We start from the raw sequence: 15,982 nt of genomic DNA, 5'->3' as shown, positions 1-15,982 counted from the left end.
CGGCAATGGCTTTGCGGGATTTATCGGGGATTGGGGATTCGGGATTGGCGTTGCGGAAGCCGGCATGCGCCCGTTCCCGCCGAGAGCGGAGGCGCGAAACGGGCGTCTATTCGCCGTCTTCGTCTTCTTCCTTGGCCGGCGACGCATCGGACACACCGGGCGCAGGAGCGGCCGAAACCTGGGGCGATGTGTCCTTCCAAGGCGTGACTTCCAGGTCTTCGATCTTGTAGCGGAATTCCTGCACGGCGTTTTCCTTGTCGACCGCGGCGATGCCGGTGAAAGGCTCGGATTCCGCGAGTTTATCCAGCAAACTGCTGTTGCCGAATTTCTCCAGGACCTCCTGGTTCGCCCGCACCAGATCGCGGTTCTTGGCGGTGCAGCTTTCTATCCAGCGCGTCCGCTCCTTGACCGCGTCGACCAGAAGCTGGTTGTCCCTGCGGTAGCGCTGAAGCTCGGCCAAAGCCTTTTTCTGCTGGTCGGATAACGCGTGCAGCCGCGAAGTCTGGCCGCCGAGCTGCTGCTCCAGGTTCTGCCGGGCGGCGGTGATCTGCTTCAGTTCCCCCTGCAAGGGTTCCAGTTTCGCCGCCTTGGCCTCGAGGCCCTTGAGTGCGGCGGCCTGATCGGCGAGCTGCTTTTCGAGCGCGGCATTCTTCGTTTCCAGCTCGATTTTCTCCTGGCTGAGCTGCCGCAGCATGCCCTGGGCCTTGCGCAAGGTCTGGACGACACCCTCGTCGCCCTTCGGCTTCTCGGCGAAAACCGAACCACTCCAAACCAGCGAGCACAAGCCGAGCGCTATGGCCGGCCCCAGGCGGGACGGAGGGGGCGGCAAGCTCACATTCCTGCTTCTATTCTCGATGTCCTTGGCGGACGGCATAACTACTTTCCTCACACGTCGGGACTAGAAACGAGCATTCAGGTCGACCAGCAGGGAATTCACGTCATACGGATAACCTGTGATGGCCGAACTGGACAGCCATTGCAGGCCGAGCCAGGTATTGTTGGCAATGGCATAGTTTCCGGACAGCACCCAGCCTTTCGCGTTAGTACCGCCATAAGCGTGGAAGTTCGAGTCCGTAAAGGCGTCCATGACCGAATCCGCTTCCAGGTACTTGTAGGCCATCCAGAAATTCCAGTCCCCGAATCGCTGGATGTTCGGTTCGCCGACCTCGAAACGGGCTTCGAAGGCGTTGGTTCGCGGCTGCAAATCCTCTCCCAGCGTGTTGTAGATCTGTTGCTGATCGAAACCGAAGTTATGCGAATAGCTTCCAATCAACATCACGTGATGCGGATAAAAACCCGTATAATCGTAAGTCGCTGTGACATCGAAAATTTCGAATTTCGAAGCAAGGCCGACCAGGCGCGGCTCGGTCGAAGAATTCAGATCGTTGCTGATCCGTGCCAAGCTGTTGCCCTGTGTAAAGAACTGGGGAGCCGTCCAGTCATACTTGGTGCTGCCAAGGGGATCACGCCTTGCCTGAGTATTGTTGTAGTCGTAATAGGCCACACCGATCTTGAAACGGTTGTTGCGGTTGAACAGATAGTCCATACCGCCCTGTGCCGCCCATAGGTATTTACTGGCACCAAACAAAGTATCCTGTTCCAAGGGGAAGGCTCCCAAGGTCAGATAGGCCTCGTTCGGCTTTGTATAACCCCAGTTGAACTGCTGACGCCCCGCCGTACTGACCACATGGTAGGCGATGACTTCAGGATTGTAATCATGCCCGAACGGAAAGCGGAAGGTACCTGAGAATCCCTCAAAATTCAGATCAGGATCGAAGGTATTATCCGTACTGAACCACGGATTCGCCATCCGGCCAGCCCACAACGTAACCCAGTCCTGGCCTTTGTCGTCCAGGTAATCGTACTGGAGGAATGCGCGATCGAGCTGCACTTGATATCCTGTACCATACTGTCCCATAACCTGGTTCGTTGAAATCGGACTGTATTGGTTACTCGTGGTCAACCTGATCTGAGCCTGCAATTCGTCGGTAATTTTTGCTTCTAAACCGAGCCGCATCCGTAGCTTCCAAAGGTTGAAGTCGTTTGTGGTGTTTCGGTAGGGATCACCGAGTTGAGTGATACCGCCAGCCGCATTGATCGCGGGCCAGTTGAAATAGGTGTTTGGCCGGTTGTTGCTGCCGAAGAACTGGTTTTCGGAGCGAACCATAAAATCCCCAAACAACTTGAAACGGGTGACCCAGTCGGGCAAGGCCGCCGGAACGCCCCATTTCTCGTGTTTGGCGTCCGCCTTGACCTCCTTGACCACCTCATCCTTGAGTTCCTTGCGCACCTCGGCGCGGATTTCGTCCTTCACGAAGTCCGGTACGTAAGTGACCCGAACGGCGCCCTTTTCACCCTTGCCCGAAGCGGCATCCTTCCCTTCCGGTTTCGCACTCCCGCCTGCCGATGCCGACTGCTCGGCTTCCTGCCGCGCTTCGGCCTTGGCCTCGGCGGCTGCCTTCTGTTCGGCCTGGTGAATCATCTGTTCCGCCTTGCCCTTGTCCAGAATACCCTGCTGGACCAGCAGCTCGATCAGGTTCAGCGTGGTGTTGCGCAGCTTGAGCAGTTCCTCCTTCTCGTTCTTCTCGCTGCCGTAGGCGGCGGGCGAGCCCGCCAGTGCGCAGGAGACGAGCAGCGCAAGGGATTTGTGTTCGCTTTTCATAATGTCCCGTTTGTTTGCCTCGCCGCATCCTAGGTGCGGTTGTTTTCGGTGGGTGGCTTGTTAACCTTCGGACTGGACCCTGATCTTGACCGGCTGCGGCATGCGCTCCGGGGGCGGTTCGAGCTGTCCGTGAATCGTTGCCAGCGCGGCCTTGAGCGCCTCGTCGATCTCTTCGATGCCGCTGGACTTTCCCAGCTCGATCCGGCTGATGCTGCCCTGGGGGCTGATCCAGATGTGGAGCACGGCCTGGTACCGGCTGTTGCGGGCCCGATCCCTGAGCTTTCGCTGCAACTCGCCGGAGACGGTCCGTTGCAGCTGCTGTCCGTACCAGATGATGGCGTTGCCGCCGCCTCCCCCGATCAGGCCGTGCCCGCCTTTCTTGCCGACCAGGCCGAAACCGTCGCTTCCCGCGCCGCCTTCGGCATCCACGCCGAGGTCCTCACCCGGCGGCGGCTCCTCGGCCTGCTCGGGTTCCGGCTCCGGCTCGGGTTCCGGCTCCTCCATCTTTTCCTCCTTGACCTCGGGCTCCGGCGGCTTTTCCTGCGGAGGCGGGGGCGGCGGTGGAGGCGGCGGCTGAACCACGGTGATCTGCTGGACCTGCTTCTTGGTCTGCGCCGGCTTGTCGAACAGATCCCTGGCCAGATAGACGCCGACAGCCACCAGCAGGACCAGAACCACGCCGACGGCGACGGGCAGATATCGGCGCATCAGCTTGATATTCATGGAACGCGCCCGCTACTTCACCAGCTTCTGCGTAACCAGACCCAGCTGGCCGATTTCGAGCCGGGTGACGATGTCCAACACTTCGACGACCTTCTGGTACTGGATCGAGGCGTCCGCCTTGAGTACCACGGGCAGGTCCGGCGTGGCCGCCTTGTACTGGGCCAGGCGGGTTTCCAGCTCCTCGAGCGACACCGGATAGGTGTCCAGGTAGATCGTGCCGTCCTGGGTGATGGAAATCGCCTTGGTCTTGGGCTTGGACAGGCTGGGCGTGCTGCTGGCCTTGGGCAGGTTCACCGTGATGCCCTGCACCGTCGCCGTAGTCATGATGATGAAGATCAGCAGCAGCACATACGCCACGTCCAGCATGGGCGTGATGTTGATGTCGTCATAGACCTTCTCCTCGGATTCGACCTTCATGACGACGCCCCCCTATGGCGGTCCGCCACGCGCTCGGACAGCATGGCGAGGAACTCGTCCGAGAACACCCGCATGTCGGCGATGACGTCCTTGATCTGGGTCAGCAGGTAGTTGTAGGCGAACAGGGAGGGAATCGCGACCGCGAGCCCTGCCACCGTCGCAAGCAGGGCTGCCGCGATACCGGGGGCGATGGAGTTGATGTTGACGTCCCCGGTAGCGGCGATAACCGCGAAGGTGATCATCACGCCCACCACGGTGCCCAGCAGCCCGAGGAACGGCCCGCCGGCGATGGCGATCGTGAGGAGCACCATCTTGCCGTTGAGGCGCTGGCTCTCGCGGACCACGATGGAATCCAGCTTGACCCGCACGACATTCAGGGCTTCCGGGGTCAGCGGCCTGGAGGAGGACCCCACCCGTTTTTTCACCTCGCGGATGCCGGCGTGATAGATGTGATAGAGCGGGGAACTCTGGTAATGGTCGTGCTTGCCGACCAGGGCCGACAGGAATTCGGAATCGGCCAACTCCTTTTCGTCGTCGGTTTCCTCGCGATCCAGTTGACCGGGATCGGCATCGGGACTCATGGCTTCGTACTGGGCCAGGAATGCCTTGTTGTCCTTCCTGACCTTGGAGATCACCACGGCCTTGATGATCATGACCAGCACCGAAACCACGAACATGACGCCGGTCAGGCCGATCACCACCCAGCCGTCCAAGGTCACGTTCTGGATGATCACCACGAAGGAGCTGACCTCGCCCGCGCTGCTCTTGCCTTCGTCCTGGCCGAAACTGACGACGCTGAAATCCTGGCTCTGGCTGCGCGCCGACAGCTTGATCCATTCGGCACTGCGGGCCGCGTTCGAAACCTGGACCTCATCGAGCAGGCCTGCCAGGAAACCGCCCGTTGCTGCGCTGCCCAAAACGATCGAGGGATTCATGGCCGATGGAACGGCGGCAGCCTGGGCCGCGGGTTCGCCGTTCAAATAGAGCTCCAGCTTGTCCGGCCGCAACACGAAGGCCACGTGCTGCCAGCGGTCCGGCGCGGCTATCGCCACCGGCGCCGTTTCGACCGCCTTGCCGGCGGCGAGATACCGTGCCACCAGCGCCCCACCCCGCACCAGCAATTCCATGGCGTGGGACTCGCCCTCCGCAGCACGGAATACATAGCCTTCGGAAACGCCGGGCTCGAGCTTGATCCAGCTCGAAAAGGTCCAGCCCTTCGCCGGGTCCAGTTGCAGCGACGGCGACGGATTGATTTCAATGCCGCCCGTGCCGGCAAACCGGGCAGCAGCCCCTATCCAGCCCGCCGGTTCCGGCAAGGCCGCGGACTTGGCCGCGTTGTTGCCGTAAGCCGTGGCGTCCTTGGGCACCGGGTCCTTTTCGTCGAAGTGGAAGACCAGGCCCTGGCTGACGTCGTAGGTGCCTTTCGCCTCGCTGCCGTCCGGCGCTTCCTCGTTTCCGTAATACATCCAGAACGACTCGTCGGCCGACTGGCCCGGAATCCGCGGCACCTTGACCCAGACCAGCGCCATTTCGTTGATCGGATCGAGTTTCTCGAGATGGAACTTGAGCGGCGTCTTGTCATCCGCCATGAAGCGAAGGTCTTTCCCGCCCTCGGCCAGTTCGCCAAAATAGCTGAAATTGCCCGTGTGCAGGCGAATCAGGAGCGGGAAGTCAGCCACCAGGTCGCGGGTATCCGCACCAGTGACGCTGGCATCCACGGAAATCTGCTTTCTGGAGCGCCACTCGTCGTTCCACCAGGACAGCGCGATGGCCGGCACCATGGCCAGGCATGCCAGTACGATCAGCCTCGAAGTTTTCATATCTCTCGCCGCGCCGTGAAACGCGTAGTGTTGAATGGGATTGCTTTCATCGTATTACACGGGTGTTACGAATACGTTACGAACACGACAAAACGCCCGAATCCGCAAAAGGACGGTCGGGTCTGTCAGCGATCCTGACGCTGGAACGGAACGAACCTGCTTGCGCTGGCACGTCGATATGCTAATGCTAACATAACGACGTCAAGCTCAAGCTTGCTGGCGGTGGACCTCCCGAGAGGGTTCGCGGGTTATGAACCGGTCTGGTAAACGTTCATGCACATTTTGCAGGCGTGAATTTGAGCATGGCTACACGGATCATGTTTTCCGCGGTCGCAGTTAAGATTCTGGCATCCTTAGCCCGTGTTCGGAAAGAGCCGAGCCACCCGAACCTGCGCTCGACGACCCAACGCTTGGGCAAAACGGCAAAACCATCGGCGATCTTCTCGGAAATGCGCAGGGTTAACCTCAGCCCATCGACGACGATGTGGCGTTTGCGACCTTTCACATTTCTCCACCGTCGATGCCGCATTCTTCGCTGTCGTACTGGGTCTTGACGCTCTGCAAGTCTAGGCGCAAACGTTTGTTGCTCAGTTGGAACAAGTGTAAGCGTGCCAAACAATGACGAGAAAGAATAAAAGTAAATAAATATATTTCTCTTAGTTTGCCTGGCGCTGTTCTTCCGATTCTGTCTTCGGTCGCTGCTTCTTGGAGCCCATTCACGGTCTTCTGCCGCGCAGGACGAGAAGCGCCAAGTGGATGTACCGCAAACTTGCGTCCGCAGTTGTTCCACAATCGGCCACACCGATCTGGCAAGAGTTTTCCGGACACGAAGTCAGGCGGCCCTACGATGTAGCTGCTCGCATACGGCGAGAGTTCGATACCCGGGCGCCGAATGGTTACGCTGCCGGTGATGGAACACTTCGAAGTACTCGAATATCGCCTGCTTGGCCTGCTCCCGGGTCTCGAGACGGCGAGGATGAATCAGCCCCGTTTCGACGGTAGGGAAGAAGATCTCTGCCGGCGCAGTATCCCGACAGTTCGTTTTCGGCTCAGCCTGCAGACAGAGCCCTGGTCCTTCAGCAAGGCCTGGGAGGGGCCCGAAGCATACTTGCGCTGGCGCCGCGATCGGTATGCGCCGCGGCGCCATCAGCAAAACATCCCTGGCCAGATCCGCCGCCACCCAGGCCGACATAGCCCACCACCTGACGACAATCTAGTGCTTTCGGATAGATGGAGGCTCGTGAGCAGGCTCCTAAAGGAACAACTGACCGGCGCTCGGATAGACGAAGGGCGGACGATGGGGGCGTTTAAAAAATATCTCTGCAGATATAAAGCAAGGCACCGCAATGGCCCTTTATGCACACTCCCGCCCGTGGGATCCGCATTGCGATTCCATTACGGCCGCTTGCACCACGCGATGACCATCGCAGCGGCATAGGCGGCTCGAAACGCCGGTCGGCGACGGAAGATGCCGGCACCGACGCGGCGAAGCATTTTCAAGGTTTCCGGAGTGTCGCGATGTAGGCCGCGATGTTGTCGATGTCCGCGTCACTCAGTTCCGACGCAATCTCCCGCATCGAATCGCTGTCCTTGGACCGGTGCTCCCAACCGAACGGCTGGATCCGCTCCTCAGAACCGCCGCAAGGAGGGAGCCAGTCGTCCGGGCGGCACCGCTTGTAGGTATTCAGCACTTTCCTGACGTAAGTTGCATCTTTTCCGGCCAAGCTGGGAACATTGGGGGCAGCGTCCTCCTCCCCTCGTCCGTGGCACTCGACACAACTCTCATATTTCGCCTTGCCGGCTGCGACATCGCCCGCATAGACCGCGCCCGCTGCGAGTGCCAGCACGACCCCGCATCCGAAATCTAAGGACCTTCTCACTGCGAATCTCTCCGTATGGTTAACGCTTGGAATCCAGACAAGTCTTTGAAGCGGCTCCGCGGGACGCGAAGCAGAACTTCCCCTTCCAGGATACAGCAATTGGGTTAGGGAACTTTGACATACCTACGCCCTCCTCAAACGCACGGTTGTACCGGCCCCAGGCGGCCGTCATACAGTCCGCCCCTCACAAACCGCCTTCCCGCAAATCCCACCTATTGAAAAGTGGCATTGACGCTCCTCGCCTTGTCCATCAACACCGTGCAGGTCCTGTTTGCGTCCAAACTCGCCCGCCCGCTCGATTGCAACGCGGCCCCTCCTACTCGTGGCATCGCCGCTTCGGTTGCTGTGTCCGGTCGGCCTTCAGTCTATCGCTCAGAGATTTGTCGCGATCTGCTTAGCAACGGACGACTGTGGAAAACCCATCCCAGTCAAAACGCCGACAGAAGCCGCCATAACAAAATCAAAATTACAATACATCTCAAAAGCCCCGAGTTACCCTGAAAGTAGTCCGTGACGACGTCCGGCATGGCCTATCTTCAACAGAGGATTATCCATCGCAAAAGAATATGGCCAGTTTTCTAATTCACGGAGCCGGATTGCGGGCGCACCTCGGTGAAGACAAGGGGCGACGGCCGTCCTCATGTAGGGCGGGCGCGACACAACCAAAATTAACGTAACAATTCAGCATGTTGGATTACTTCACTGAAAGGCCACGGATTCTCGTTACCAGCCCAATGAATTTATTATTGATTAATAATTTGGACATGGATGCCAAATATCAGAAACACATGATATTCCTTCGGAGACGGGATATGGCCTCACATTTTCCTTGTTCCCGACTAAGGAGTTCGTTATCGTTAAACTTGAATCCTGCCCGGAACCTGCCCTCGCCACGATAAAACCCCGACAGGGTTTATCTCTCGGTGATGGTTCCGCATGCCAGGGGGTCACTGCGAAGCTCCGAGGGAGGTCGTCATGGAAAACATCATAGCCGTTACCCCGCCCAACCGAGTCGACCCCACCATCGCCATCGCGGCCTGCCGAGCCGAAGGGATCGGGATTCTCGATTTGGGTTACGGCGATCCCCTCAACCGATTGGCGCCCCTCGTAAAGCGTCTGGCGGCCCAGGTGGACCGCGACAGCCGCTGGGGCCTGCGCTGGGACACCCTCGGCTCGCCCGAGCGGAATCCCCAACATTTGGCCGATATTCTGTCCCGCCCGGTCCCGGTTCTCGTTCTGGCCGGACAACGTCCCGCCGAGTTGAAGCGGTACCGGGATGCGAGCCGAAAAATCGCCCGGAAGGTCCTGCTCGAAGTCCACGATTTGGAATCCGCCCAGCAGGCTGCGGCTGCCGGCTACGACGGGCTGATCGTCAAGGGTCACGAGGCCGGCGGCTCGGTCAGTTCGCACTCCACGTTCATCCTGCTGCAGGAACTGCACGGCAAACTCGGCATTCCGTACTGGGCGCAAGGGGGGATCGGCCCGCGCAGCGCCGGAGCCGCCATCGTGGCCGGAGCGCGGGGCGTGGTCTTGTGCGAACAACTCTGGCTGAGCGATGAAAGCCCATTCGCCGGACCCGAGATGCATCGGGTGTGGGGGACGCTTGACGGCAGCGAAACCGCCGTGCTGGCACCGGGGCAGACCCCATTTCGGGTCTTTTCGCGGAGCGGCCGGAACAGCATCCGCGAACTGGAACGACGGATTCTGCAGAACCAACCCTGGACTGAGCCCCTGCGTCAGTATCTGCAGGATCAGAACGACCCTCTGGTCCCCCTGGGGCAGGACATCGCCTTCGCCGCACCGCTCGCCAAACGCTTCGGCACCGTCGGCCGCATCATGACGGCGATCCGCGAGGGCATGGAAACCCTTCCCGCGCTTGCCCGAACACAGCGGGCCCTCGCCCCGGAAGCACCACTGGCGTCCTGCCACGGCACGCGATACCCGATCGTCCAGGGTCCGATGACGCGGGTCAGCGACACGCCGGAATTCGCGAAGGCCGTCGCGGGAGGCGGGGCGCTCCCGTTTCTCGCACTCTCCGTAATGCGCAAGCCCCAGGCCCGGGAGTTGCTGGCTGCGACCCGATCCTTGCTGGGCAGCCGGGGCTGGGGAGTCGGCCTGTTGGGTTTCATGCCGCTCGAACTGCGGCAGGAGCAGATGGAGGTCATCGAAGAAATCAAGCCGCCGTTCGCGATCATCGCCGGCGGCCGTCCCAGCCAGGCACGGGAACTGGAGGAACTGTCGATCACCACGTATCTGCATGTGCCGTCGCCGGGGCTGTTGCACGGATTCCTCAAGGAGGGAGCCCGCAAGTTCATCTTCGAAGGAAACGAGTGCGGAGGGCATACCGGTCCCCGCAGCAGTTTCATCCTCTGGGAATCCGCGATCGAAGTCCTGCTGGCGACCGGAATACCCGATCCCGAGTCGGTGCACATCCTGTTCGCCGGCGGCATTCACGACGATCTTTCGGCGGCCATGCTGTCGGTACTCGCCGCGCCGGCCGTCGCCCGTGGCATGAGAATCGGCGTACTGATGGGCACGGCATATCTCTTCACCCAGGAAATCGTCGGCACCGGCGCGATCGTGAAGGAGTTCCAGGCGCAGGCCGTCTCCTGCAAGGACACCGACCTTCTCCAGTCGGGCGTCGGCGTCTACACCCGCTGTGCGAAGACCGAATTCTGCGGCGAATTCAATCGCAAGCGGCGCGAACTGGTCCTGGCCGGAAAGAGCGACGACGAGATCCTGAAATCCCTGGAAATGCTCAACATCGGCCGCCTGAGGATCGCTTCGAAGGGCATCACGCGGAACGAGCCGGCCAAGGAAAACGACGCCGGGCCCTACGTGAAAGTCAACGTGGAGGCTCAGCGGCGGGATGGCATGTACATGCTCGGCGAAGCCGCAAGGCTCCGCCACGATACGCTGACCGTGGCCGAGCTTCACCGGTCGGTCTCTGAGGAAAGCCAGCAAGTCCTCCTCCGCCACGGCGAGCGTACGCCGAAGCGGCGACTGGGCCGGGAAGTGCCGAAATCCGACATCGCCATCATTGGAATGGCATGCCTCTTGCCCAAGGCGCCTGACTTGCGTGCCTATTGGCAGAACATCGTCAACCGGGTGAATGCCGTTCGGGAAGTGACCGACGACCGCTGGCGGCCCACGGATTTCTATGACCCCAAGCGCGGCGTCAAGGACAAAATTTACTCCAAATGGGGCGGATTCCTCGACGACGTCAGGTTCGATCCGACCGAGTGGGGCATTCCGCCCGCCGCCGTCAAATCCATCGAACCGATGCAGCTCCTGGCATTGGTCGTCGCCAAGCAGGCGCTCGACGACGCCGGCCTGGACCGCCGTCCGTTTCCCCGTGAGCGGACGGCCTCGATTTTCGGTGCCGGGGGGATGCATGACCTCGGCACCATCTACGTCTTCCGGACCCTGCTCGCCCATTATCTGCCCAAGGTCCCCGGAATCTCGGAACCCGCCCGGCAGCAGATCATGGCCTCGCTCTACGACCGCGAGCTTCCGCCGTGGACCGAAGATTCCTTCCCCGGCTTTCTCGGCAACGTGGTGGCGGGCCGGGTCGCCAACCGGCTCGATCTCGGCGGAACCAATTTCACGGTCGACGCGGCCTGCGCCTCCTCCCTCGCCGCACTGGACACCGGCATCCGGCAGCTTCGCAGCGGTGACGCCGACGTGGCGCTGGTCGGAGCCATCGACGGCACCAATAACGTCGTGTCCTTCATGGCGTTCGCGCAGACCCACGCACTCTCGCCGCGAGGCCGTTGCCGGCCGTTCGACGACAGCGCGGACGGCATCGCGATCGGCGAAGGGGTGGTCGCCCTGGTGCTCAAGCGCCTGGCCGACGCCGAACGCGATGGGGACCGCATCCGGGCCGTCATCAAGGGCATCGGAAGCTCCAGCGACGGACGCAACCGCAGCCTCACCGCCCCCCATCCGCAAGGCCAGGCCCGGGCCGTACGCCGCGCCTACGCGGACGCACGGGTCGAACCCTCGACGGTGAGCCTGATCGAGGCTCACGGCACCGGCACGGCAGTGGGAGACAAATCCGAGATCGAAACGCTGAACAGCGTCTTCGGTGGTTCCGGAGCCGAACCGCAGTCCTGCGGAGTCGGCTCGGTGAAATCGATGATCGGCCACACCAAAGTCGCGGCCGGCTTGGCGGCAATCGCCAAGGCGACGCTCGCCCTCGAGCACCGGGTGCTGCCGCCCACCCTAGGGGTCGAAAAGCCGAATTCCGGCGTGGATTTCGGCCGCAGCCCGTTCTACATCAACACCGAGGTCCGTCCCTGGCTCAGGCCCAGGAAAGACGCCCCGCGCCGCTGCGGCGTGAGCGCCTTCGGATTCGGCGGCACCAATTTTCACGCGGTGCTCGAGGAATACACCGGCGCGTACCGGGAAGGCGACACGGTCGATTTGGCTCCCCGCGACGCCGAACCTTTCGCATTTTGGGGCCCCGACCGCGGACACATCGTCGAGGCTCTGCAAACCCTGGCGCAGGGCATCAGCCATCCGGAGCAGTTGGACCTGGGCCAGCTCGCGCATGCGGTCCAGGCGGAACAGCAGCGCATCGCCCCGCCCCAGCGCATTTGCCGGCTGGCGCTGGTGGCAACCTCGGCAGCCGATCTGAAACATAAGCTCGAACTGGCCCTGCACGAACTGGCGGACTCGAAGAAGGCCGACTTCAAGCATCCGCAGGGGATCCATTTCCGCCAGTCCGCCGCCCCCGGCCAGGTCTGTTTCCTGTTTCCGGGCCAGGGTTCGCAGAAGATCAACATGCTTCGCGACCTGACGGCGACCGTGCCGTCGTTGCATGACATCTTCGAGCGGGCGGACCGCCTGCTCGAGGATCGCCTGCCGCGGCCGCTTTCCGGCTTCATCTACCCGGTTCCGGTGTTCGGTGAGGAAGACCGGAAACGCCAGCAGGCGGCGCTGAACGCCACCCAGGTCGCACAACCGGCGCTGGGCGCGGTGGAACTGGCCGCAGCGCGGCTTCTGGAGTCGTTCGGCATCAAACCCGACTTCCTTGCCGGCCACAGCTACGGCGAATACGTGGCGCTGTGCGCAGCCGGCGCGCTCGCAGCCGACGATCTGATCCGGCTGTCGGAGGTCCGCGGCCGCATCGCCGCTGCCGCGGGCCGCGACTCCGGTGGCGCGATGGTGGCGGTAAGCGCCGGGGGACCGGCGGTCGAAGCGCTCATCGCCAAGCACCGGCTGCCCGTCTATGTGGCGAACTTCAACACACCCGATCAAACCATCATCGCCGGCCCCGGCGCTGGGATCGACGAGGCGGTAGCCGTACTGGGCGGCGAGTCGCTGCGGGTGACCAAGCTGCAAGTCAGCGGCGCTTTCCATTGCCCCGTCATGGCCAAGGCGCGGGAGGCATTGGCAGAGGAGCTTTCCAGGATAAAGTTCGCGGTACCGGCCCTCCCCGTCTACAGCAACACTACCGCCGGCGGCTATCCCGGCAAGCCGGCCGAGATCCAGGCGCTTCTGGCCCGGCATCTGGTCGAACCGGTACGTTTCGTGGAGGAAGTGAACGGCCTGTACGACGCCGGAGCGCGCATCTTCATCGAAGTCGGGCCCGGCACGGTACTGAGCGGGCTCGTAGACCGGATTCTGGCGGAAGTTCCGCATACCACGCTGGCGATCGACATGCCCGGACGTCCCGGCTGGCTGAACCTGGCCCATGTATTGGCCCATGGGTTCGCGCTGGGCCTACCGGTCGACCTCCAGGCATGGTTCAAGGGGCGCGGCTTCCGGCAAGGCGCTCCGGCCGACTGGTTTGCAGAGGCCGAACGGAAATCCCAGGGCGGGCCGCTGGTCTGGCGAATCAACGGCGGCAGGGCGGAACCGTGGGAATCCAAACCGGGAGCGATACCTCCCGCCGCGCCATCTCCCGAGCCTGAAGCCGCCCGCATGCCAGATTCATCCCCGGCTGCCCGCAGGGACTCGCCCGCGTTCGAAAGCATCGCAACCACAACAAGGAGCAACCCAATGAACAACCCGGAACTACCCCACGTCGGGGGGCTGGGCGGAGAAACGGGCACCGCGCCGATACCGGGCGACCCTCGTCTCGCTTTCGTTCAGCAAAGCCTCACCCAATTCATCGAGCTGCAAAAGGAACAACAGCGGACGTTCACCCACCTGCTCAATTTCCTTCACGCCAGCGTCGCCGGCGCCGATGCCGCGTTGCCGGGATGGGGCACGGAGTCCCGCCCCCTCGCGCCACCGGGCCTGCAGGCTCAGGGAGCCCAGCCGCGCAGCACGGTTCTCGCCGCCGTTCCCCCCGCTCCCGTTCTGCCGAGCCGGATCGCCGCGTCGAGCGGAGTGATGGCCCGTACCACACAGCCTGCAGAGGCCGCGCCGGACATGCCGGCGCCGCCGCCCGCCAGCCCGGCTCCCATCCCCACTGCCGCCGCCGCGATCGCCAAATCCGGCGGCCTTGCTCCGACCGACGAGTTCAAAGCCGATTTGCTGCGTGCGATTTCGGACAGGACTGGCTACCCGGAGGACATGCTCGATCTGGACGCCCAGATGGAGGCCGACCTCGGCATCGACTCCATCAAGCGCATCGAAGTCTTCAGCGTGCTGAAGGACCAGCACAATCTCCTGGAAGGCCGGGACGAGGAGACCGTCATCGAAGAGCTTTCGGGCCAGAAAACCCTGAATGAAATCATCACCTGGTACGACCGGCTGCGGGAATCCGGACCGCAGGAAGCGGAACGAGAGTCCGTTTCGCCAAAAAAATCCCAGGCTCCGCTGCCGTCCTCGCCGGCTGAAGCAGCGGAGCCCGGTCCGACGATCTACCAGCCGGCCGATCCCGTGGAATGCTACACCCTGAAGCCGGTCCCGGCGGCATGGAACGGAACGGTGGCCGGCCCGTGCGAACTGCCTATTCTCCTGCTCGGGCCGGCATCCGAAATCAGCGAAACCTTCCGGGCGACGCTGACCCAGGGCGGCTATACGCCTTGGCTGATCGTGCCCGGAAACGATACGGCACGCCGGGACAGCGGGACATTCGAGGTGGATTTCTCCGCAACGGACACCGCCGGCCGGTTGAAAACCTTGCTGGAATCCGCGGGATCGCCCCCGGGTGGGCTGATCAATCTTCTCGGCGCGACCGCCTCCGGCGAAACGCCGGGCAGCGCCGCCGATCCGGCCCGGATCCTGTTCCTCACCCTGAAGGCATTGGGAAGCCGCTTGGCCGAAGGCGCGGGCGCCGGCGGAGGATGGCTGGTCAATTTGACGGCGCTGAACGGGCAGTTCGGTTTGGGCGATGCCGGGGTTTCCTCGGTGGCGGGCGCCGGCACACTCGGCGTCGCCAAATCCGCCGCGCGGGAATGGCCGCAGCTGCGGCTGAAATGCATCGACCTGCAGCCCGCCCAGACCTGCGCCCAATGGGCGGAACACGTCTTGATGGAGATGCAATCCGCCGATCCCTCGCCGGAGATAGGCTTTACGGACTCCGGCCGTTGGCGGCTGGAGCTGGTGTCCGTCCAGGATCGGGCCGCCTCGGTGGAGACCGGCCTCGAGCCGGGCGCCGTCGTTCTGGTGACCGGCGGCGGCCAGGGGATCACGAACTCCGTCGCGAAATCGCTGGCGGAACAAGCCGGAGTGAAGCTCGTCCTGGTGGGACGCAGCCCTCTGCCGGATGACGAACCCGAGGCTACCCGGCACATCGCCGGGGCGGCCGAGCTGCGGCAGTTCCTCATCGCCGAATCGAAAGCCAAGGGAGACAGGGTGAGTCCGGCGGAGGTCGAACGGACGCTGAAGCAAATTCTCAGGGACCGCGCTCTCAGAGGGAACCTGGAAGCGATGAAGGCCAACGGGGCCGAGATCTATTATCAGACCCTGGACATCCGGGATACCGACGCTTTTGCGGAGCTGATCGACGAACTGTACGTCCAGTTCGGCCGCATCGACGGCGTCATCCATGGTGCCGGCATCATCGACGACAAGCTGATCCGGGACAAATCGGAAGATTCATTCGACTCGGTCTACTCCACCAAAGTCGTCCCCGCCCTGACCCTGGCCGAAAAGCTGAAACCGGAAAGCTTGAAATTCATGGTCTTTTTCTCGTCGGTGGCGGGACGATTCGGCAACATCGGCCAGTGCGACTACGCCGCCGCCAATGAGATGCTGAACAAGCTGGCGGACCGTCTCAGCAAGGAATGGCCGAACGTCCATACGGTCTCCATCAACTGGGGACCTTGGGATTCCGGCATGGTGAACGCCGAGTTGCGGCGGCTCTACGCCTCGCGCAACGTCAGCCTGATCCCTCTCGACACTGGCGTCCGCTACTGTCTGGAAGCCTTGCGTAAACGCCCGGGGCTCGAGCCCGAGCTGGTCGTGACGGCCAGCCTGGAAAGGATCGCATCGCTCCGCCGGACCGAATCGGCCAGCGTCTCCCAACGCGGCAACGCTGAAACGCCTCGTGCACAGCCGCAGACAGAGATCGTATGAGAAAA

At 62.3% G+C, this 15,982-nt stretch carries 8 protein-coding genes; 1 reads left to right on the top strand and 7 read right to left on the bottom strand.

From position 1 onward, the window contains the following. Positions 1–106 precede the first annotated feature (106 nt). The 7 genes from OOT43_RS19345 to OOT43_RS19315 all read right to left on the bottom strand — a co-directional run bounded on the left by OOT43_RS19345 (position 107) and on the right by OOT43_RS19315 (position 7,469). A complete protein-coding gene (locus tag OOT43_RS19345; protein WP_266022323.1) occupies positions 107–835 on the bottom strand; it encodes a hypothetical protein in 729 nt (242 codons plus the stop codon). A gap of 63 nt (positions 836–898) precedes the next feature. Beyond that, complete coding sequence (locus OOT43_RS19340; protein WP_266022321.1) at positions 899–2,662, bottom strand: putative porin; 1,764 nt, start codon at positions 2,660–2,662, stop codon at positions 899–901. A 60-nt stretch (positions 2,663–2,722) separates the two neighbouring features. After that, positions 2,723–3,385 carry a TonB family protein gene (locus OOT43_RS19335; RefSeq protein ID WP_266022320.1) on the bottom strand — a complete coding sequence of 221 codons (663 nt, stop codon included), beginning with the start codon at positions 3,383–3,385 and terminating at the stop codon, positions 2,723–2,725. 12 nt (positions 3,386–3,397) lie between these two features. Next, positions 3,398–3,802: an ExbD/TolR family protein gene (locus OOT43_RS19330; protein ID WP_266022319.1), complete on the bottom strand. Its 405-nt coding sequence runs from the start codon at positions 3,800–3,802 to the stop codon at positions 3,398–3,400. Further along, positions 3,799–5,622: a DUF2341 domain-containing protein gene (locus OOT43_RS19325; protein WP_266022318.1), complete on the bottom strand. Its 1,824-nt coding sequence runs from the start codon at positions 5,620–5,622 to the stop codon at positions 3,799–3,801. Before OOT43_RS19325 ends, OOT43_RS19330 begins: the two co-directional genes overlap by 4 nt. A 271-nt stretch (positions 5,623–5,893) precedes the next feature. Further along, a complete protein-coding gene (locus OOT43_RS19320; RefSeq protein ID WP_266022317.1) occupies positions 5,894–6,127 on the bottom strand; it encodes a transposase in 234 nt (77 codons plus the stop codon). Positions 6,128–7,118: 991 nt separating this feature from the next. After that, positions 7,119–7,469, bottom strand: coding sequence for a c-type cytochrome (locus OOT43_RS19315; protein WP_266022316.1), 351 nt, complete (start codon positions 7,467–7,469; stop codon positions 7,119–7,121). A gap of 1,008 nt (positions 7,470–8,477) precedes the next feature. Here OOT43_RS19315 and OOT43_RS19310 point away from each other — a divergent pair. Further along, positions 8,478–15,977, top strand: coding sequence for a type I polyketide synthase (locus tag OOT43_RS19310; RefSeq protein WP_266022314.1), 7,500 nt, complete (start codon positions 8,478–8,480; stop codon positions 15,975–15,977). Positions 15,978–15,982: the final 5 nt, after the last annotated feature.

Source organism: Methylococcus mesophilus (assembly GCF_026247885.1).
GTDB lineage: Bacteria > Pseudomonadota > Gammaproteobacteria > Methylococcales > Methylococcaceae > Methylococcus > Methylococcus mesophilus.
Note: the sequence above shows the minus strand (reverse complement) of the source record. Positions and strands in the feature narration are given on the sequence as shown.